We start from the raw sequence: 17,784 nt of genomic DNA, 5'->3' as shown, positions 1-17,784 counted from the left end.
TATTTTCACCGCCAGGCCCTCCGCACTGCATTTATATGCAGCGGTTAAATACGTCTGGCCTGCCAGAAGTTTTTACGCCAGTAAACATTATCCAGAGAGGAGCGCATCACGCCACGGCTGGTCGAGGCATGAATGAACTGATTATCGGTGTCATAAATGCCGACATGAAGGCCGCTTTCACCGGAGCCCGTTTTAAAAAAGACCAGATCGCCGGGCAGGAGTTCGTCTTTATCAATTTCAGTACCGATTTTCGCCTGCATACGCGTTTCTCGCGGAAGCTGGAGGTCAAATTTATCGCGGAAGGTCATCAGCACGAATCCTGAGCAATCCACCCCGCCCCGGCTCATGCCGCCGTAGCGATAAGGGGTGCCGCGCCAGTTGCTGAGCTGATCGTTCAGGCTGGCAATGACCGTAATGGAATCGGAAAGCCGTGGGTTGGGCGGAGGTGCATGATGGCTGCTGCATCCTGCAAGAAATAGCGCCGCAACAAGGAGAAACCAGAATCGCATTTCAGACGAATCCTCTGCTTTTTTTGTTCTTTCGGTAATTTAGCGTGCATCTATGCGACTGTGCAAGAAAGGTTATTCCTGCGCCGTGGAAATGAGCATCTTGTGGCCTTCAATATCCAGCCTCCGGAACGACATGTGGTAAGCGCTCGCAAGATTGGCGGCCGTCAGCACGTTGTCGCGCGTTCCGCTGGCAATCAGTTTGCCACGCGCCAGCAACCACACCCGATGCGCGTGGCGCAACGTATGGTTTAAATCATGGCTGCTCATCACAATGGCGATCCCCTTGCGACATAGCGCGCTGAGCAGGGTATCCAGCGCTGCCTGTTGGGCAACGTCCAGCCCGCTCATCGGCTCGTCCAGCAGCAGCATCCGCCCGTGAGGATTTCCCGCCGGATGGATCTGAAGGATAACGGCGGCCAGACGCACGCGCTGCCACTCGCCGCCGGAAAGCTGATTTGCCTGCCGGGTGAGCTTATCGTCTAACCCGAGCGCCGCAGCAACCTCGTTGAGCAAGCCCACCTGATTTTTATCAGACAGATGCAGCGTCAGGTAGTGCCAGACGGGCATCGCAAAGGGCGGAACCTGCTGCTGAACCAGGTAGCCTCGACGGGAGGCAAGTGTAGCGGGTAGCCAGTCGACGAGCGATTGCCCGAGAAAGGTTATCTCTCCTTCCCCGGTGGTCAGCCCCGCCATACGCGCCAGCAGCGTGCTTTTTCCGGCGCCGTTTGGCCCAACCAGGTGAAGGATTTCACCTGCGTTGACTGCGGCAGTCACAGGCTCAAGACGTCCCTTCCCGGCAACGTCCGTGAGCTGCATCAGCAGCGTCATTATTTCGCCAGCGCCAGCTTGATTGATTCCATCACGATAGGATCTTCCGGCGTCATGTCAGGCGAAAAACGCTGCACGACCTGACCGTCACGTCCAATCAGGAATTTTTCGAAGTTCCACAGAATATCGTCCGGATAGAGCGGCGCGCGGCCTTTACTCGCCATACGCTCATAGAAACCACTCTCTTCAGGCGCAACGGCGGTCGGCGCCGCGGCCACCAGTTTGGCATACAGCGGATGACGATTTTCCCCGTTCACGTCAATTTTGCTGAACATCGGGAACGTCACGCCATAGGTTGTGCTGCAAAAGGTCTTAATTTCCTCTTCGCTGCCCGGCTCCTGGCCCAGGAACTGGTTGCACGGGAAGCCGAGTACGGTAAAGCCGTCTTTTTCCCAGGCTTTATGAATGTTTTCCAGCTGTTCATACTGCGGCGTAAGGCCACATTTTGACGCCACGTTCACGATGAGCAGCACCTTGCCCTTGTAGCCTACCAGCGTGGTTTTCTCGCCGTCAATGGTCGTCACTTCGGTATTCAGAATATCAGACTGCATAGCATTCCCTCAGGTTGACTTACAGGTTGTGTTTTAACGTCCAGCTTTTAATAGTAGCCAGATAAAGACCGGCGCGCCCAGCGTTGCGGTCACCACGCCTATGGGCAACTCAGCGGCCGTCAGGGCGAGTCGGGCGATGATATCGGCAACCAGCAGCGTTGCCGCCCCGGCAACCGCCGAGGCCGGGAGCAGGGTTCGGTGGTCCGTAATGCCGCACAGACGCAGCATATGCGGGATCACCAGCCCAATAAAGCCAATCGCCCCCGCAAGCGCCACGCTTACGCCCACCATCCAGCCGATGGCGATAACCAGCACGTTGCGCCAGAATCCAATCGGCATCCCGAGCTGGCGAGCAGACGTTTCGCCCAGCGCGAGAATATTCAGCGGCTGCGCCTGGAACACCATCCACAGGATAACCGGGATCAGGAGCACCATCAGCCACCCCTGACGCCAGTCAACACCCCCAAATCCCCCCATCATCCAGTACATTAACTGGCGCAGATCGAAGGAGGTAGAAAAGTAGACGGCCCAGGTCATCAGCGCACTACAGATGATCCCCAACGCTACCCCGGCAAGTAGCAGCCGGCTGGTGGATAAATGGCGACGAGCAAAGCGCAGAAGGATAAGGGTTATCAACAGCGCGCCAAGGATGGCGCTGAGGCTAATCCCCCAGCCGGAGAGCTCGCCTCCCCCCAACATCACGGCGGCGATAAGCCCGACGCCTGCACCATTCGAGACCCCGAGAAGCCCGGGTTCCGCCAGAGGGTTTTCAAATAATGCCTGCATGATCGTACCGCACAGCGCCAGCGCAGCGCCGACTAAAAGGACAGCCAGCGTCCGCGGCAGGCGGATCTGCCAGACAAAGAGCTGCCCTTCAGGCGTAAACCAGCTTTCCGGCCCCAGCCACCGATCGCCCGCGCACAGGCTGACGGTGGTGGAGACAATCAACAGCACCCCGAGCAGACACAGGCGGCGGAGATCGGAGCGGTGCTGAAGACGGGCAAGATCAAGCATAGACGATAGGTTATCCGGTTGAGATATCATTGATTTTACGGCGGGTTTAGCAAATAGCGCAAAGAAAAAAGGCCGCGTGAGCGGCCTTTTTAGTTAGTTCATATTACTCTGCTTTGGGCGTTGCGTTTTCGACACGGCTTTTTAACTTCTGTCCGGGTCTGAAGGTCACCACGCGGCGGGCTGTAATGGGAATATCTTCCCCCGTCTTCGGGTTACGGCCCGGACGTTGGTTTTTGTCTCGCAAATCAAAATTGCCAAAGCCGGAGAGTTTAACCTGCTCACCATTTTCCAGAGCACGACGGATCTCTTCGAAAAACAGCTCTACCAGCTCTTTGGCATCCCGTTTGCTAAGCCCAAGCTTATCAAACAGATATTCTGACATTTCAGCTTTTGTAAGCGCCATAGGTTCAATCCCTCAATGATGCCTGGAATCGCTCTTTTAATGCCTCTACACATTTGGCGACGGTAGCGGCAATCTCCTCTTCTTCGAGTGTACGGCTGGTATCCTGAAGGATAAGGCTAATAGCGAGGCTCTTGAAACCTTCTGCTACGCCCTTGCCGCGGTACACGTCAAATAAGTTTACGCCAACTACCTGATTTACGCCAACTTTCTTACATTCGGCCAAAATATCTGCTGCGGGCACATTTTCAGCGACCACAACCGCGATATCACGGCGGTTTGCCGGGAAGCGTGAGACGTCCTGCGCCTGAGGAATGACGCGGTCTGCAACCGGGTTCCACTCCAGTTCGAATACGATGGTACGGCCATTCAGATCCAGCTTACGTTCCAGTTCCGGGTGAACAACCCCAATGAAACCAACACGTTTGCCGTCTAAATAGATCGCCGCACTCTGACCCGGATGCAGGGCTGGAATCGCTTCTGCGCGGAATTCAATTTCGGATAATTTACCGGTCAGATCGAGAATTGCTTCCAGATCGCCCTTCATATCGTAGAAATCAACTGTCCCTTTTGCCAGGTCCCAATGCTCTTCATAGCGGTTACCGCTGATGGCGCCGGCCAGCATGAGATCCTGACGGATGCCTAAATTCGCCTGAGTATCCGGTACAAAGCGCAAACCGCTTTCGAAAATACGCACGCGGTTTTGCTGACGGTTCTGGTTATAAACGATAGTGCCCAGCAGTCCCGTCCACAGGGACAGACGCATCGCTGACATCTCGCTGGAAATCGGACTTGGCAGGATCAGCGCTTCCTGACCCGGGTGGATCAGCTGTTGCAGCTTAGGATCAACGAAGCTGTAGGTGATCACTTCCTGGTAGCCTTTGTCGTTCAGCATGGTTTTCACACGCTTCAGAGACAGATCGGCCTCGCGATGGCTGCCCATCACCAGACCCGCCTGCACCGGCTCGTCAGGGATGTTGTTGTAGCCGTAAACGCGGGCCACTTCTTCCACCAGATCTTCTTCGATCTCCATGTCGAAACGCCAGGATGGCGCAACGGCTTTCCACTCGTCCTGACCTTCAGTGACTTCGCAGCCCAGACGCGTCAAAATGTCGGTCACCTGCGCATCGGCAACGTGGTGACCAATCAGGCGATCCAGCTTGCTGCGGCGCAGGGTAATGGTCGCACGCTTCGGCAGTGTCGCTTCGTTGGTCACATCAATTACCGGACCCGCTTCACCGCCGCAGATATCGATCAGCAGGCGAGTCGCACGCTCCATCGCTTTGTATTGCAGCGCAGGATCCACGCCACGCTCGTAGCGATGAGAAGCATCAGTGTGCAGACCGTGACGGCGTGCGCGGCCGGTGATGGAGAGCGGGCTGAAGAACGCGCATTCCAGCAGGACGTTTTGCGTCTCGTCGTTAACGCCAGAGTGCTCGCCGCCGAAGATACCGCCCATCGCCAGCGCTTTGTTGTGATCGGCAATCACCAGGGTGTCGGCGTTCAGTTTCGCTTCGCTGCCGTCCAGCAGAACCAGGGTTTCGCCCTCTTTCGCCATGCGCACGACGATCCCACCTTCGATACGATCTTTATCAAAGGCGTGCATTGGCTGGCCCAGCTCCAGCAGAACATAGTTGGTGACGTCAACCACGGCGTCGATAGAACGGATACCGCAGCGACGCAGTTTCTCTTTCATCCACAGCGGGGTTGGCGCTTTAACGTTAATACCTTTCACCACACGACCGAGGTAGCGTGGGCAGGCCTCAGGCGCGTCTACCTGAATCGGCAGCACGTCACTGATGGTTGCCTCAACCGGCGCGATCTCCGGCACGTTCAGTTCGGTCTGGTTTAGCACGGCCACGTCGCGGGCCACACCGATGATGCCTAAGCAGTCGGCACGGTTTGGCGTTACGCTGATTTCGATGGTGTTGTCATCAAGCTTCAGGTATTCGCGGATATTGGTACCGACTGGCGCATCCTGCGGCAGTTCAATAATGCCGGAGTGATCGTCGGAAATACCCAGTTCGGAGAAGGAGCACAGCATACCTTCAGACGGCTCACCGCGCAGCTTAGCCGCTTTGATTTTGAAATCGCCCGGCAGTACCGCACCGACGGTCGCCACGACCACTTTCAGGCCCTGACGGCAGTTTGGCGCACCGCAGACGATATCCAGCAGACGATCACCGCCCACATTGACTTTTGTTACGCGCAGTTTGTCAGCGTTAGGGTGCTGACCGCATTCAACCACTTCGCCCACGACCACGCCGGTGAAGGCGCCAGAAACCGGCTCTACACCGTCAACTTCCAGACCCGCCATGGTGATCTGGTTGGAAAGCGCGTCGCTGTCCAGCGTGGTGTTCACCCATTCGCGTAACCACAGTTCACTGAATTTCATTGTTCTGTCCTGCCCTTATTTAAACTGTTTGAGGAAACGCAGATCGTTTTCGAAGAACGCACGTAAATCGGTTACGCCGTAGCGCAGCATGGTCAGACGCTCCATGCCCATACCGAACGCAAAGCCGGAATACACTTCTGGATCGATACCCACGTTGCGCAGCACGTTTGGATGCACCATGCCGCAGCCCAGCACTTCCAGCCATTTACCGTTTTTACCCATCACGTCAACTTCCGCAGACGGTTCGGTGAACGGGAAGTAGGACGGACGGAAGCGAACCTGCAAATCTTCCTCAAAAAAGTTGTTCAGGAAATCGTGCAGCGTGCCTTTCAGGTTGGTGAAGCTGATGTTTTTATCAACAATCAGACCTTCCATCTGGTGGAACATTGGGGTGTGGGTCTGATCGTAGTCGTTACGATAGACGCGACCCGGCGCGATGATGCGGATAGGCGGTTCCTGTTCCTTCATGGTACGGATCTGAACGCCGGAAGTCTGGGTACGCAGCAGACGGGTAGCGTCAAACCAGAAAGTGTCGTGGTCAGCACGTGCCGGATGATGGCCAGGAATGTTGAGGGCATCGAAGTTATGGTAATCATCTTCAATTTCCGGGCCAGTCGCCACGGTAAAGCCGAGCTCACCGAAGAAACTTTCAATACGATCGATAGTACGGGTAACCGGATGCAGACCGCCGTTTTCAATACGACGACCCGGCAGAGAAACGTCAATCGTTTCTGCCGCCAGACGCGCATTCAGTACTGCGCTTTCCAGCTCGGCTTTACGCGCGTTCAGCGCCTGCTGTACCTGCTCTTTGGCTTCGTTAATCACTGCACCGGCTGCCGGGCGCTCCTCTGCTGGCAGTTCACGCAGGGTAGTCATCTGAAGGGTCAAATGCCCTTTCTTGCCCAGATATTCGACGCGGACATTGTCTAACGCGGCAACATCTGAGGCCTGGTTAATGGCGGCCGTTGCACTGGCAACCAGCTCTGCGAGATGTGACATGGTTTTCCTCATTATGTCGGTGCAGACACCGAATTGTTGGACGTATTCTCTTAACTTCAGGCACAAAAAAAGCCTCCATCGGGAGGCTTATCTGGCGCTGTTTTTCGTTTCATCTTTCACGCGCTAGCCTCCTGAAGTCAGGTGCTAAAGTAAAAGAAGAAGCGGAAAATAGCAGCATTCATGCTTGCGTTACCTTGTAGGGTAAAAACCGTTAAGACCTTATTGAAAAGCCTGCACGGATAAATGTCAATCTTCTGATGGTGTTAAATGAAAAGAGGAGGCAAAGCCCCCTCTCTCAACTGGCTTATGCCAGTGCTGCTTTCGCTTTTTCGACCAGAGCGGTGAACGCTACTTTGTCGAATACTGCGATGTCAGCCAGGATCTTACGGTCGATTTCAACAGAGGCTTTTTTCAGGCCGTTGATGAATTTGCTGTAAGAAATACCGTTCTGACGTGCTGCTGCGTTGATACGCGCAATCCACAGTTGACGGAACTGACGCTTACGCTGACGACGGTCACGGTAAGCGTACTGACCTGCTTTGATAACAGCCTGGAAGGCAACGCGGTATACGCGTGAACGCGCACCGTAGTAGCCTTTAGCTTGTTTCAAAATTTTCTTGTGACGTGCACGTGCAATTACACCACGTTTTACGCGAGCCATGTGTGCTCTCCTGTATCTATTCTAAGTTAAAAAAGTTAAACGTTAACGACTTATGCGTACGGCAGGCACGCGATGACCAGGCCCAGATCGCCTTTAGAAACCATGGCTTTTGGACGCAGGTGACGTTTACGCTTGGTAGCTTTCTTAGTCAGAATGTGACGCAGGTTAGCGTGCTTGTGCTTAAAACCACCTTTACCGGTTTTTTTGAAGCGCTTAGCAGCACCGCGTACGGTCTTAATTTTTGGCATTTTAATAACTTCCACTTCGCATTGTTAAATAAACGAAACATAGGCGAACAAAACCTATGAAACCCGAAGGCTCCACAGATTTTGCTGCTTGAAGGCCTTACTGTTTCTTCTTAGGAGCGAGCACCATGATCATCTGGCGGCCTTCGATCTTCGTAGGGAAGGATTCGACTACTGCCAGTTCACTCAGATCGTCACGGACGCGGTTAAGCACTTCCATACCAATCTGTTGGTGGGCCATCTCACGACCGCGGAAACGCAGCGTGATCTTGGCCTTATCGCCATCTTCCAGAAAGCGAATCAGGCTGCGGAGTTTTACCTGATAATCGCCATCGTCGGTACCAGGACGGAATTTGATTTCCTTAACCTGGATAACTTTTTGCTTCTTCTTCTGTTCCTTAGAAGACTTACTCTTTTCATAAAGGAACTTGCCGTAGTCCATGATACGACAAACTGGCGGTTCGGCGTTAGGGCTGATTTCAACTAAATCTACTCCAGCTTCTTCAGCCTTTTCGATCGCTTCTCTCAGACTCACAATCCCCAGCTGCTCGCCTTCCAGACCTGTTAAGCGAACTTCCTGGGCGCGAATCTCGCCATTGATACGATTCGGACGTGCCGTTTGAACTCGTTTTCCGCCTTTAATACCTTATTCCTCCAGTTGTTGAAGACTGCGGCTGCGAATCTCTTGTTGCAGCTTCTCAATCACTTCACTTACGTCCAGGCTCCCCAGGTCTTTACCACGGCGGGTGCGAACGGCAACTTTGCCTGCTTCCACCTCTTTATCACCACAGACCAACATATACGGGACACGACGTAAAGTGTGCTCGCGGATTTTAAAGCCAATCTTCTCATTTCTCAAGTCTGCTTTTACGCGAATGCCCGCATTTTGTAGTTTCTGCGTCAATTCTTTAACGTAATCCGCCTGAGAATCGGTAATGTTCATCACCACGACCTGCACTGGCGCAAGCCAGGTTGGGAAGAAGCCTGCGAACTCTTCGGTCAGGATGCCGATGAAGCGCTCCAGTGAACCGAGAATCGCACGGTGAATCATAACCGGCACCTGACGCTCGTTGTCTTCGCCAACATAAGAGGCGCTTAAACGCTGCGGCAGGGAGAAGTCCAGCTGTACCGTTCCGCACTGCCATGCGCGATCGAGGCAGTCATACAGGGTAAATTCAATTTTCGGACCGTAGAATGCGCCCTCGCCCAGCTGGTATTCGAACGGAATACCGTTCTCTTCCAGCGCTACGGCGAGATCCGCCTCTGCGCGATCCCATGTCTCATCGCTGCCGATACGTTTTTCCGGACGCGTTGAGAGTTTGACCACGATCTTCTCGAAGCCAAAGGTGCTGTACATATCGTAGACCATACGAATACAGGCGTTAACTTCTTCACGGACCTGATCTTCAGTACAGAAGATATGCGCATCATCCTGAGTAAAGCCACGAACACGCATCAGACCGTGCAGCGCACCTGATGGCTCGTTACGGTGGCAGCTACCGAACTCCGCCATACGCAGCGGCAGATCGCGGTAGGATTTCAGACCCTGGTTGAAGATCTGAACGTGGCCCGGGCAGTTCATTGGCTTGATGCAGTATTCACGGTTCTCAGACGAAGTGGTGAACATCGCATCTTTGTAGTTGTCCCAGTGGCCGGTTTTTTCCCACAGCACACGGTCCATCATGAACGGGCCCTTCACTTCCTGATACTGGTACTCTTTCAGCTTGGAGCGCACGAACGTTTCCAGTTCACGGAAGATAGTCCAGCCGTCGTTATGCCAGAACACCATCCCCGGCGCTTCTTCCTGCATATGATACAGGTCAAGCTGCTTACCGATTTTACGGTGGTCACGCTTAGCCGCCTCTTCCAGGCGTTGCAGGTATGCGTTCAGGGCTTTCTTATCGGCCCACGCGGTACCATAGATACGCTGCAACATCTTGTTGTTGCTATCGCCACGCCAGTAAGCGCCTGCGATTTTCATCAGTTTGAAGTGATGACAGAAGCGCATATTCGGCACGTGCGGACCACGGCACATGTCGACGTATTCCTGGTGATGGTACAAGCCTGGCTTGTCATCATGAGCGATGTTTTCATCAAGAATCGAGACTTTGTAGCTCTCGCCGCGCTTCACGAAGGTTTCACGCGCTTCGTGCCAGCTGACGTTCTTCTTAATGACGTCATAGTTAGTTTCGGCGAGCTCGTGCATACGTTTTTCGAGCGCGTCGATATCTTCCTGGGTCAGGGTGTGGTCAAGGTCAACGTCGTAGTAGAAACCGTTGTCGATAACCGGGCCGATCGCCATTTTGGTGTTTGGCCACAGCTGCTTGATAGCATGGCCTAACAGGTGCGCGCAGGAGTGACGAATGATCTCCAGACCTTCTTCGTCTTTCGCGGTGATGATCGCAAGCGTTGCATCGCTTTCAATCAGATCGGACGCGTCTACCAGCTCGCCGTTTACGCGGCCTGCAATGGTTGCTTTTGCAAGTCCAGGACCGATATCCAGGGCAACATCCATTGGGCTAACAGCGTGGTCGAAATGGCGTTGGCTGCCATCAGGAAGAGTAATTACAGGCATTTTATATCCTTATTTGCAGTGATGCCCCACACATAAGAGCATATACAAAGAAAATAATCGTGATTAAACAGTAGATTACGAAACCATCTGACCAACAATCGTCAAATTGGTTCGTCATCATTCACCGGCCGATTTCAGAATAATGCGGGTTTACGACAGGCGACGTAATGGTAACACTATTGACAGGGCGAATGCACCTTCCAGCGACCGTTTTGAACCGCACATCCTGTTGTCTGCATTAATGAACTTTTGTTGACGGGTGCTCGCAATCCGAAAGTGCTGAGCTATTCTTGATCTGGTCCTTAAACATCGAAGGGGTATCACATGAACGTATCGAGTAGAACCGTTGTGATATTAAATCTACTTTCCGCTGCTGGCCTGGTATTGATTCTGGCTGACAGATTCCATTGGTTTTAAGCCGAACCGGTGTTCCGGCATAACCTGTTCTCCCTTGTTGAGCGCTTTCTGGCGCAGACTTTGGTAGACTAAGGGTATCAACTGACAAGGATTAGGTTATGCCAACAAAAAGATTTGCCGTGAAGCACTGGAAAATGGTCGTGGTGTTAATTGCTATTTGCGGCGCGATGTTGCTGCTGCGCTGGGCCGCTATGATCTGGGGCTAATATTTTGTCAGCGAAAACCTGCCGTGAATTTACTGAATAAATCTTAACTATCTTTACGATAATTTATGGTCCAAAACCGGTACGTCATAATCCGGTTTTCGACAGGCTGTGGCAGCGTATATATTCCGTCACACGTGGCAGTTGAAATATCAGGACCACTCACCCGCCACCAGCTTATGTACATCAAATGCATCATTCATTGACTGGCCGGTAGACTGAGTGCCAGGGGCAATGTTGGAGCCTGCTTCTACATCAGAGGCTTTAGCGATCCCGATTGGGCTGTTAACGTCATTGGCAGGTTGCGTATTATCAGCAGCAAATACGCCAAATGAAAGTGCGGAAAGCACCATCGCTGCTGTAGCGGTTTTGATTTTTTTCATAATTTTATTCTCATACTTATTTAATGCGATATGCCTGAGGCAAGTTTTTCGCCTGTGCCGTAAGTGTATATCTGGATCACATTCTTGCCTAGTCAAATTATTTATCAATTCGTGTCAAATAAACTGAATAAGCCCTGGCCAGCTAATTATGGAGAAATTATGAAGATGAAACCAGACACATTATTTTAAAACGCCATTTAATATAAATAAGCACAGTTTCAGAAAATAAAAAACGGGCCGGGATTATTCTCGGCCCGACGATATTACATTTTATAACCTAATGAAATCGTGGTTCGGCGATCGGTATGTTCCGGTGCAGAATCAGGTGGGGATGAGTTCCAGGTTACGTTGTACGCCACCTTGAGTCCAAAGTGTTCATTGATCGCCACGTTCAACGCACTTTCTGAGTTCAGCGTTGTATCTTCAGCACCAAACACCGACACACCCTGGGTGAATTTTGCGTTGTCGGTCATCTGCCATGCATAGGTGCCCGATGCATAACCCAGCGGTTGGGTTTCATCTTCGCCGTTGGTGTACTCGTCGTAACGGACACCCGGACCGAATTCAAAACGCAGGCTGTGCACCGGCCCATTGAGGAACTGACGACCATAACCCGCAGTTACGACATCACGCTGGCGATAGCCGTTGTAGCGGTCAGTCAGCCAACTCGCCTGCCCGAACAGGTAGTCATAATCGGTCATGTTGTATCGGCTACGTCCGCCTACCGCGTATTTCTCCGATGAGCGTTGATCGTTAGCAGAGGTGTTGCTGGCATTTCCCCACAGCGACCAGGCAGTGGTGTTGCCGTACCAGGTCAGGGTGCTGTCTGCGGTCAGGGAGGAACTTTTCGTGTTACCGGATTGCGCCAGATACCCGGCATTCACATTACCTTCAAAGGGTTTTTTGGCAGTGGAGGGATCGTCCATGACAGTAAAAACGGTATCATCGGCGGTTGCATTCAGTGACGCAAATACGCCACCCGCCAGCATCAGTGCTGCGGGTACTGTCTTCAAAAGCTTCATTTTATTTAAGGAGTCCGTACAACATAAAAAGAGACCGTCACGGTCTCGGAAACTTTCTTGCGGATCAATGACAAGGCGACCATAGAAAGGTAACAAATTATAAAAAGCCGCAAATAACATAGCAATATTTTCTTCTTTCATTTTTTGAATAAGAACGATCCCAAAACGCGTTTTATTTTATATGCCCGGCGCAGCTTATTTGTCAGCATTCATATTTAAAATCATACTGTTATTTACGTTGCCTTCCTGCCAAACGGTGCCAGGCTTAAAAGAACCCATGATAAAAGGAGGTCATGATGGCTTCGATTTATACGCTGACACTCTCCCCTTCCCTCGACTCCGCGACCATGACGCCGCAAATCTACCCGGAAGGTAAGCTGCGCTGTAGCGCGCCGGTGTTTGAGCCGGGCGGCGGCGGCATCAACGTGGCGCGCGCTATTACCCATCTCGGCGGAAAAGCCACCGCCATCTTCCCCGCTGGCGGCGCCACGGGAGAACATCTGATGGCGTTGCTGGCAGATGAACAGGTGGCCGTAGACACCGTCGACGCTAAAGACTGGACCCGGCAGAACCTGCATGTCCATGTTGAATCCAGCGGCGAGCAATATCGCTTTGTGATGCCGGGGGCGAAATTGACCGATGATGAGTTTCGTCAACTGGAAGAGAAAGTGCTGACCATTGAAAGCGGCTCATTACTGGTGATCAGCGGTAGCCTGCCGCCGGGCGTCAAAACAGAGAAACTGACGGCGCTGGTTCAGGCGGCGCTCCAGCGCGGCATCCGCTGCGTTGTCGATAGCTCGGGCGAAGCCCTGAAGGCGGCGTTAGAACCCGGACAACTTGAACTCGTTAAACCTAACCAGAAAGAGCTCAGTGCCCTGGTTAATCGAGAACTCAGCCAGCCTGATGACGTTCGTACTGCCGCAGAAGAGCTGGTACGTACGGGCAAAGCACATCGCGTTGTTGTTTCTCTCGGTCCTCAGGGGGCGCTGGCCGTCGATAAGACGGGCTTTGTGCAGGTTGTGCCACCGCCGATGAAAAGCCAGAGCACCGTGGGTGCCGGTGACAGTATGGTTGGCGCGATGGTGCTGAAGCTGGCGCAGGGGGCTTCGCTTCTGGAGATGGCTCGCTATGGCGTCGCGGCAGGGAGTGCAGCCACCATCAATCAGGGAACGCGTCTGTGTTCGCTTGCGGATACCCAGAAAATTGTCGATTACCTCGAGAGAAGCTGAACCTAATTCCCCTTCCCATGGAGGGGGAAGTCGCTAAACAGAGCTTATCGACTATGCTAAGAAAACTTTCAGGATAACAACGAGGTGAATTATGAGCAGTGGTGATATCACCCGCTACGTCGTAACCGTGAATATTCATGAGGCGTCGCTGACCGAACTGAATGAACTCAACAACGCGTTCACGCGCGCCAATTTTCTGCTTACGCTGACGGACGATGAGGGCAATATTCACGATCTCGGCTCACTGGCATTTGGCCTGATAAGCCCGCTGAGTCAGGAAGAGGTGAAGGCGCTGGCCAGTAGCCTGGTGGAAAGCGTGACTGACAAAGCCACGGAAATTGATGTGGATAGCTGGGAAAACTGGCATAAAAAAGAACAATAAGTGCCCTGTATAAAATTAAACCGCTCAGTTGTGCGTTAGTTCCTGTTTTTTTATAGCCGTTTTGCGCTAACTTTATGATCTGGCAGACAACATGGGAGAGACATCATGTGGCAGGCTATCAGTCATCTTTTAAGTGAGCAGCTGGGTGAAGGTGAAATTGAACTGCGTAACGAACTGCCAGGCGGAGAGATCCATGCCGCATGGCATTTACGTTACGCCGGGCGCGATCTTTTCGTTAAATGTGATGAGCGCGAATTGCTCCCCATTTTTACTGCCGAAGCCGATCAGCTTGAGCTGTTATCGCGCAGTAAAACAGTCACCGTTCCGCAGGTTTTAGCCGTCGGCAGCGATCGTGACTATAGCTTTCTGGTGATGAACTATCTTCCCGCGCGTCCTCTGGATGCGCATAACGCCTTTATTCTCGGGCAACAGATCGCCCGTTTGCACCAGTGGAGCGATCAACCTCAGTTTGGGCTCGATTTCGATAACGACCTCTCCACCACCCCACAGCCAAACGCATGGCAGCGCCGCTGGTCGACTTTTTTCGCCGAACAGCGCATCGGCTGGCAGCTGGAGCTGGCCGCTGAAAAGGGATTAGCGTTCGGCAACATCGACGCGATTGTTGAACATATTCAGCAGCGTCTGGCTTCGCATCAGCCTCAGGCTTCCCTTCTGCACGGTGATTTATGGTCAAACAACTGCGCGCTTGGGCCTGATGGTCCCTATATATATGACCCGGCCTGCTACTGGGGCGACAGAGAGTGTGACCTCGCGATGCTGCCGTTGCACCCTGAACAGCCGCCGCAAATTTATGATGGCTATCAGTCTGTCTCGCCGTTACCTGCGGGTTTCCTTGATCGTCAGCCGGTTTATCAGCTGTACACCTTGCTAAACCGGGCTATTTTGTTTGGCGGGAGTCATCTGGTAAATGCCCAGCGGGCGCTGGACCGTATTCTGGCGGCATAGCGGGAAGGGGCAGCATCACGCCCCTTCCCTTAGGATTTACAGGAAGCCAAGCAGCGTAAAGAAGAAATACCCGGCCACAATGATGATGACCGGCAGGATGTAGAGCGGGAAAAACTGCACAAAAATGGTATGACGCGGAACGACAATGCGCGATTCGATCTGCTCGCGGCTCATCCCGTCAGGGCCTTTCGCCTTCTCAAGTATCAGCTGATCTTCCACCCCTTCGCGTAAAAAGCGGGTCTGGCGACTCATGCGCGCGCCGGAGGCCTGCAACGCCATCGCGATAAATATCAACGCATAGATTATCCAGAAACCGACATTCAGCTGGTGGTGAAAATCCGGCGTGGGGGAGTTGAACCAGAAGACGTTCAGAAACGGGGTGTTAAACCGCATCATCTCAATCATGACGTGGGCAAAATCAAGCATAACGGCATTGATGCCCGGCTGTTTTTCGCTGTGATCGTACATAAATTTGAGTACGGAGATCAGCGTTGAAATCAGGGCGGGAATAAAAATAACCCAACCAGCAACACGTTTTAAGACCGCGATGCGTCCAGCTTGTTGATACGTCATTAGTTCCTCTTCATAAAGACGCGTTATTTGTGCCTAAGTCTACCTGCTGTCGGTCAATTTCGCCCGCTCTTTGCATGCAATATGCTAAATTGCTTGTGCTTAGCACCGTTCGTCTTACCCCAAGATAAGGAGATGTTGTAATGTCGACACCGCGCCAGATACTTGCCGCTATTTTTGACATGGATGGATTGCTGATTGATTCCGAACCCCTGTGGGATCGGGCTGAACTGGACGTGATGGCCAGCCTCGGCGTCGATATCAGTCGTCGTAACGAGCTTCCCGATACCCTGGGGCTGCGCATCGATATGGTGGTTGACCTTTGGTATGCCCACCAGCCATGGGTTGGCCCGGATCGCGACGAAGTTACGGCGCGCATTATCAACCGCGCCATCTCCCTCGTAGAAGAGTATAAGCCTCTGTTACCGGGCGTACGCGACGCTATCGCCCTGTGCAAGGCGCAAGGGCTGAAAGTGGGGCTGGCCTCCGCCTCACCGCTGCATATGCTGGAAAAAGTGCTGACGATGTTCGGGCTGCGCGACAGCTTCGACGCGCTGGCCTCGGCCGAAAAGCTTCCGTACAGCAAGCCACATCCGCAGGTGTATATGGACTGCGCCGCGAAACTGGGGCTGGATCCGCTTACCTGTGTGGCGCTGGAAGATTCGGTTAACGGCATGGTGGCGTCCAAAGCCGCACGTATGCGCTCCATCGTTGTGCCGGCTGAAGAAGGCCGACACGATCCCCGTTTTGCCCTAGCGGATGTCAGGCTGACGTCTCTTGAAGAATTGACTGCCCGCCATCTGCGTGGGGAGTAACGCTCTTTCAGGCAGCTTCGGCTGCCTGCCCCGCAAAATCAAAACAACGTTTTACTTTATTTGCTTTTCTCATTCCAGACTCCTATTCTTACGTGCAGAATGACAATAACCTGACTTCTGAGGCGCGTATGATACTGGATGCTTTTACTCTGGCAGGAAAAGTGGCGATGGTGACCGGGTGCGATACCGGTCTGGGGCAAGGCATGGCCATTACCCTCGCCGAAGCAGGATGCGATATCGTGGGGGTTAACCGCAAGGTTCCTGACGAAACGGCAGCGCGCGTTACGGCGCTGGGACGACGCTTTATCGCGATTCGCGCCGATCTTGGCAAGCAGGAGAGTATTCAGAGCGTGGTGGATACCGCAATCGCTGAGATGGGCCGCATCGATATTCTGGTTAACAATGCCGGCACCATCCGCCGTGCCGATGCGCTGGAATTTAGTGAGAAGGACTGGGACGAGGTCATCGATCTCAATCTGAAATCAGTCTTTTTCCTCTCTCAGGCAGTGGCGAAACAGTTTATCGCGCAGGGTCAGGGCGGCAAGATCATTAACATTGCTTCCATGCTCTCCTTCCAGGGCGGCATCCGGGTGCCCTCCTATACGGCGTCCAAAAGCGGCGTGCTGGGCCTCACCCGCCTGCTGGCGAACGAATGGGCAACGCTGGGCATTAATGTGAATGCTATTGCGCCGGGTTATATGGTGACAAATAACACCCGGCAACTTCGGGATGATGAGCAGCGCAGCCAGGCGATCCTCGACCGGATTCCGGCGGGCCGCTGGGGTCTCCCGGAGGATTTACAGGGTCCGGTGGTGTTTCTGGCTTCAAGAGCATCTGATTACGTTAACGGTCATACTCTCGCCGTAGACGGTGGCTGGCTGGCGCGCTAACCGCGCGTTTGTGACAAAGAGTTACACCGTCACCTCTTTCACACACTGTATAAAAACCCTATACTGTATGAATCGACAGTTTACCGGGTTTTATCATGACGGCGGAAGGCCACCTGCTTTTTTCACTTGCCTGTGCAGTGTTTGCCAAAAACGCTGAACTGACCCCTGTGCTGGCACAGGGGGACTGGTGGCATATTGTCCCTTCCGCCGTACTTACCTGCCTGCTGCCGGACATAGATCATCCAAAGTCATTCCTTGGCCAGCGGCTAAAGTGGATTTCAAAGCCCATCGCCAGAGCCTTTGGTCATCGCGGGTTTACCCACAGCCTGCTGGCCGTATTTGGCCTGCTTACACTCTTCTATTTAAAGGTTCCGGAGAGCTGGATCGTCCCGGCGGATGCCATTCAGGGCATGGTGCTTGGCTACTTAAGCCATATCCTCGCCGATATGCTGACGCCAGCGGGCGTACCGCTGCTCTGGCCCTGCCGCTGGCGTTTCCGCCTGCCAATCCTCGTGCCGCAAAAAGGCAACCAGCTGGAGCGCGTTCTGTGCATGGCGCTGTTTGCGTATGCCGTCTGGATGCCGCAGACATTGCCCGAAAATGGTGCAGTGCGCTGGTCATCGCAGATGATCAACTCGCTGCAATTTCAGTTCAATCGTTTTATTAATCACCAGATTGAACATTAAACCGACAATATAATCACTTTTGTCATAAACCATTCCATATGGAT

At 53.2% G+C, this 17,784-nt stretch carries 23 protein-coding genes and 1 other annotated feature; of the genes, 8 read left to right on the top strand and 15 right to left on the bottom strand.

Annotation, left to right across the window (positions count from 1 at the left end; genetic code table 11):
* Positions 1-44: 44 nt before the first annotated feature.
* The 12 genes from O1724_RS10070 to thrS form a co-directional block, all read right to left on the bottom strand.
* Positions 45-509, bottom strand: coding sequence for an NlpC/P60 family protein (locus O1724_RS10070; RefSeq protein WP_003857796.1), 465 nt, complete (start codon positions 507-509; stop codon positions 45-47).
* Positions 510-581: 72 nt separating this feature from the next.
* Positions 582-1,337, bottom strand: a complete 756-nt coding sequence (btuD, locus tag O1724_RS10065; protein ID WP_045336628.1) for a vitamin B12 ABC transporter ATP-binding protein BtuD — start codon at positions 1,335-1,337, stop codon at positions 582-584.
* Positions 1,337-1,888: a glutathione peroxidase gene (locus O1724_RS10060; RefSeq protein ID WP_003857800.1), complete on the bottom strand. Its 552-nt coding sequence runs from the start codon at positions 1,886-1,888 to the stop codon at positions 1,337-1,339. The genes btuD and O1724_RS10060 overlap by 1 nt, the downstream gene beginning before the upstream one ends.
* Before the next feature lie 33 nt (positions 1,889-1,921).
* A complete protein-coding gene (btuC, locus tag O1724_RS10055) occupies positions 1,922-2,902 on the bottom strand; it encodes a vitamin B12 ABC transporter permease BtuC (protein ID WP_003857801.1) in 981 nt (326 codons plus the stop codon).
* A gap of 103 nt (positions 2,903-3,005) precedes the next feature.
* A complete protein-coding gene (gene ihfA, locus O1724_RS10050) occupies positions 3,006-3,305 on the bottom strand; it encodes an integration host factor subunit alpha (protein WP_003857805.1) in 300 nt (99 codons plus the stop codon).
* Positions 3,306-3,309: 4 nt separating this feature from the next.
* Positions 3,310-5,697, bottom strand: a complete 2,388-nt coding sequence (gene pheT, locus O1724_RS10045) for a phenylalanine--tRNA ligase subunit beta (protein ID WP_126296632.1) — start codon at positions 5,695-5,697, stop codon at positions 3,310-3,312.
* 15 nt (positions 5,698-5,712) lie between these two features.
* Positions 5,713-6,696, bottom strand: a complete 984-nt coding sequence (gene pheS, locus O1724_RS10040) for a phenylalanine--tRNA ligase subunit alpha (RefSeq protein WP_003857809.1) — start codon at positions 6,694-6,696, stop codon at positions 5,713-5,715.
* Positions 6,697-6,758: 62 nt separating this feature from the next.
* Positions 6,759-6,883: a sequence feature (Phe leader region), on the bottom strand.
* Complete coding sequence (gene pheM, locus O1724_RS10035; RefSeq protein WP_001386830.1) at positions 6,834-6,878, bottom strand: pheST operon leader peptide PheM; 45 nt, start codon at positions 6,876-6,878, stop codon at positions 6,834-6,836. (Overlaps the previous feature by 45 nt.)
* Positions 6,884-7,000: 117 nt before the next feature.
* Positions 7,001-7,357: a 50S ribosomal protein L20 gene (rplT, locus tag O1724_RS10030; RefSeq protein WP_000124850.1), complete on the bottom strand. Its 357-nt coding sequence runs from the start codon at positions 7,355-7,357 to the stop codon at positions 7,001-7,003.
* Positions 7,358-7,407: 50 nt separating this feature from the next.
* Positions 7,408-7,605 carry a 50S ribosomal protein L35 gene (rpmI, locus tag O1724_RS10025; protein ID WP_001124225.1) on the bottom strand — a complete coding sequence of 66 codons (198 nt, stop codon included), beginning with the start codon at positions 7,603-7,605 and terminating at the stop codon, positions 7,408-7,410.
* A gap of 97 nt (positions 7,606-7,702) precedes the next feature.
* Positions 7,703-8,245 (bottom strand): translation initiation factor IF-3, encoded by a 543-nt coding sequence (gene infC, locus O1724_RS10020; RefSeq protein ID WP_023616141.1) that lies wholly within the window; start codon positions 8,243-8,245, stop codon positions 7,703-7,705.
* Between the two features lie 3 nt (positions 8,246-8,248).
* Positions 8,249-10,177, bottom strand: a complete 1,929-nt coding sequence (gene thrS, locus O1724_RS10015; RefSeq protein WP_126296633.1) for a threonine--tRNA ligase — start codon at positions 10,175-10,177, stop codon at positions 8,249-8,251.
* A gap of 324 nt (positions 10,178-10,501) precedes the next feature.
* Here thrS and yncL point away from each other — a divergent pair, with 324 nt between their 5' ends.
* Positions 10,502-10,594 carry a stress response membrane protein YncL gene (gene yncL, locus O1724_RS10010; RefSeq protein WP_071785204.1) on the top strand — a complete coding sequence of 31 codons (93 nt, stop codon included), beginning with the start codon at positions 10,502-10,504 and terminating at the stop codon, positions 10,592-10,594.
* A 98-nt stretch (positions 10,595-10,692) separates the two neighbouring features.
* Positions 10,693-10,800 carry a small membrane protein YniD gene (gene yniD, locus O1724_RS10005; protein WP_003857815.1) on the top strand — a complete coding sequence of 36 codons (108 nt, stop codon included), beginning with the start codon at positions 10,693-10,695 and terminating at the stop codon, positions 10,798-10,800.
* A gap of 149 nt (positions 10,801-10,949) precedes the next feature.
* Here yniD and O1724_RS10000 read toward each other — a convergent pair whose 3' ends face one another.
* Both O1724_RS10000 and O1724_RS09995 read right to left on the bottom strand, forming a co-directional pair.
* Complete coding sequence (locus O1724_RS10000) at positions 10,950-11,180, bottom strand: YdgH/BhsA/McbA family protein (RefSeq protein ID WP_003857817.1); 231 nt, start codon at positions 11,178-11,180, stop codon at positions 10,950-10,952.
* 263 nt (positions 11,181-11,443) lie between these two features.
* Positions 11,444-12,202 (bottom strand): DUF481 domain-containing protein, encoded by a 759-nt coding sequence (locus O1724_RS09995; RefSeq protein WP_026080717.1) that lies wholly within the window; start codon positions 12,200-12,202, stop codon positions 11,444-11,446.
* A gap of 296 nt (positions 12,203-12,498) precedes the next feature.
* Here O1724_RS09995 and pfkB point away from each other — a divergent pair, with 296 nt between their 5' ends.
* From pfkB to O1724_RS09980, 3 genes are all read left to right on the top strand, one after another.
* Positions 12,499-13,431: a 6-phosphofructokinase II gene (gene pfkB / locus O1724_RS09990; protein ID WP_126296719.1), complete on the top strand. Its 933-nt coding sequence runs from the start codon at positions 12,499-12,501 to the stop codon at positions 13,429-13,431.
* A gap of 91 nt (positions 13,432-13,522) precedes the next feature.
* Positions 13,523-13,813: a type V toxin-antitoxin system endoribonuclease antitoxin GhoS gene (ghoS, locus tag O1724_RS09985; protein WP_003857822.1), complete on the top strand. Its 291-nt coding sequence runs from the start codon at positions 13,523-13,525 to the stop codon at positions 13,811-13,813.
* Positions 13,814-13,918: 105 nt separating this feature from the next.
* Positions 13,919-14,779: a fructosamine kinase family protein gene (locus O1724_RS09980; protein ID WP_022650899.1), complete on the top strand. Its 861-nt coding sequence runs from the start codon at positions 13,919-13,921 to the stop codon at positions 14,777-14,779.
* 36 nt (positions 14,780-14,815) lie between these two features.
* On the opposite strand, the gene O1724_RS09975 is transcribed toward O1724_RS09980, so the two are convergent.
* On the bottom strand, positions 14,816-15,352 hold the full coding sequence (locus O1724_RS09975; RefSeq protein ID WP_003857823.1) for a YniB family protein: 537 nt from the start codon (positions 15,350-15,352) through the stop codon (positions 14,816-14,818).
* A gap of 140 nt (positions 15,353-15,492) precedes the next feature.
* On the opposite strand from O1724_RS09975, the gene hxpB reads away from it, so the two are divergent.
* The 3 genes from hxpB to O1724_RS09960 all read left to right on the top strand — a co-directional run bounded on the left by hxpB (position 15,493) and on the right by O1724_RS09960 (position 17,740).
* A complete protein-coding gene (gene hxpB / locus O1724_RS09970) occupies positions 15,493-16,164 on the top strand; it encodes a hexitol phosphatase HxpB (protein WP_003857825.1) in 672 nt (223 codons plus the stop codon).
* A 128-nt stretch (positions 16,165-16,292) separates the two neighbouring features.
* Entirely contained in the window at positions 16,293-17,054 is a 762-nt protein-coding gene (gene kduD, locus O1724_RS09965; protein WP_126296634.1) for a 2-dehydro-3-deoxy-D-gluconate 5-dehydrogenase KduD, read from the top strand.
* Positions 17,055-17,149: 95 nt separating this feature from the next.
* The gene (locus O1724_RS09960; RefSeq protein WP_015570742.1) at positions 17,150-17,740 is read left to right on the top strand and encodes a metal-dependent hydrolase; all 591 of its coding nucleotides are present in this window, start codon (positions 17,150-17,152) and stop codon (positions 17,738-17,740) included.
* The last annotated feature ends 44 nt before the right edge of the window (positions 17,741-17,784 follow it).

This window comes from Enterobacter cloacae complex sp. HYC074_NIDB (assembly GCF_056673345.1).
The sequence above is the reverse complement of the archived record's forward strand: the minus strand, read 5'-3'. Positions and strand labels throughout refer to the sequence as shown.

Coding starts and splice junctions, on each gene's coding strand:
- O1724_RS10070 (WP_003857796.1), bottom strand. CDS start 509: ATGCGATTCTGGTTTCTCCTTGTTGCGGCGCTATTTCTTGCAGGATGC.
- btuD (WP_045336628.1), bottom strand. CDS start 1,337: ATGACGCTGCTGATGCAGCTCACGGACGTTGCCGGGAAGGGACGTCTT.
- O1724_RS10060 (WP_003857800.1), bottom strand. CDS start 1,888: ATGCAGTCTGATATTCTGAATACCGAAGTGACGACCATTGACGGCGAG.
- btuC (WP_003857801.1), bottom strand. CDS start 2,902: ATGCTTGATCTTGCCCGTCTTCAGCACCGCTCCGATCTCCGCCGCCTG.
- ihfA (WP_003857805.1), bottom strand. CDS start 3,305: ATGGCGCTTACAAAAGCTGAAATGTCAGAATATCTGTTTGATAAGCTT.
- pheT (WP_126296632.1), bottom strand. CDS start 5,697: ATGAAATTCAGTGAACTGTGGTTACGCGAATGGGTGAACACCACGCTG.
- pheS (WP_003857809.1), bottom strand. CDS start 6,696: ATGTCACATCTCGCAGAGCTGGTTGCCAGTGCAACGGCCGCCATTAAC.
- rplT (WP_000124850.1), bottom strand. CDS start 7,357: ATGGCTCGCGTAAAACGTGGTGTAATTGCACGTGCACGTCACAAGAAA.
- rpmI (WP_001124225.1), bottom strand. CDS start 7,605: ATGCCAAAAATTAAGACCGTACGCGGTGCTGCTAAGCGCTTCAAAAAA.
- thrS (WP_126296633.1), bottom strand. CDS start 10,177: ATGCCTGTAATTACTCTTCCTGATGGCAGCCAACGCCATTTCGACCAC.
- yncL (WP_071785204.1), top strand. CDS start 10,502: ATGAACGTATCGAGTAGAACCGTTGTGATATTAAATCTACTTTCCGCT.
- yniD (WP_003857815.1), top strand. CDS start 10,693: ATGCCAACAAAAAGATTTGCCGTGAAGCACTGGAAAATGGTCGTGGTG.
- O1724_RS10000 (WP_003857817.1), bottom strand. CDS start 11,180: ATGAAAAAAATCAAAACCGCTACAGCAGCGATGGTGCTTTCCGCACTT.
- O1724_RS09995 (WP_026080717.1), bottom strand. CDS start 12,202: ATGAAGCTTTTGAAGACAGTACCCGCAGCACTGATGCTGGCGGGTGGC.
- pfkB (WP_126296719.1), top strand. CDS start 12,499: ATGGCTTCGATTTATACGCTGACACTCTCCCCTTCCCTCGACTCCGCG.
- ghoS (WP_003857822.1), top strand. CDS start 13,523: ATGAGCAGTGGTGATATCACCCGCTACGTCGTAACCGTGAATATTCAT.
- O1724_RS09980 (WP_022650899.1), top strand. CDS start 13,919: ATGTGGCAGGCTATCAGTCATCTTTTAAGTGAGCAGCTGGGTGAAGGT.
- O1724_RS09975 (WP_003857823.1), bottom strand. CDS start 15,352: ATGACGTATCAACAAGCTGGACGCATCGCGGTCTTAAAACGTGTTGCT.
- hxpB (WP_003857825.1), top strand. CDS start 15,493: ATGTCGACACCGCGCCAGATACTTGCCGCTATTTTTGACATGGATGGA.
- kduD (WP_126296634.1), top strand. CDS start 16,293: ATGATACTGGATGCTTTTACTCTGGCAGGAAAAGTGGCGATGGTGACC.
- O1724_RS09960 (WP_015570742.1), top strand. CDS start 17,150: ATGACGGCGGAAGGCCACCTGCTTTTTTCACTTGCCTGTGCAGTGTTT.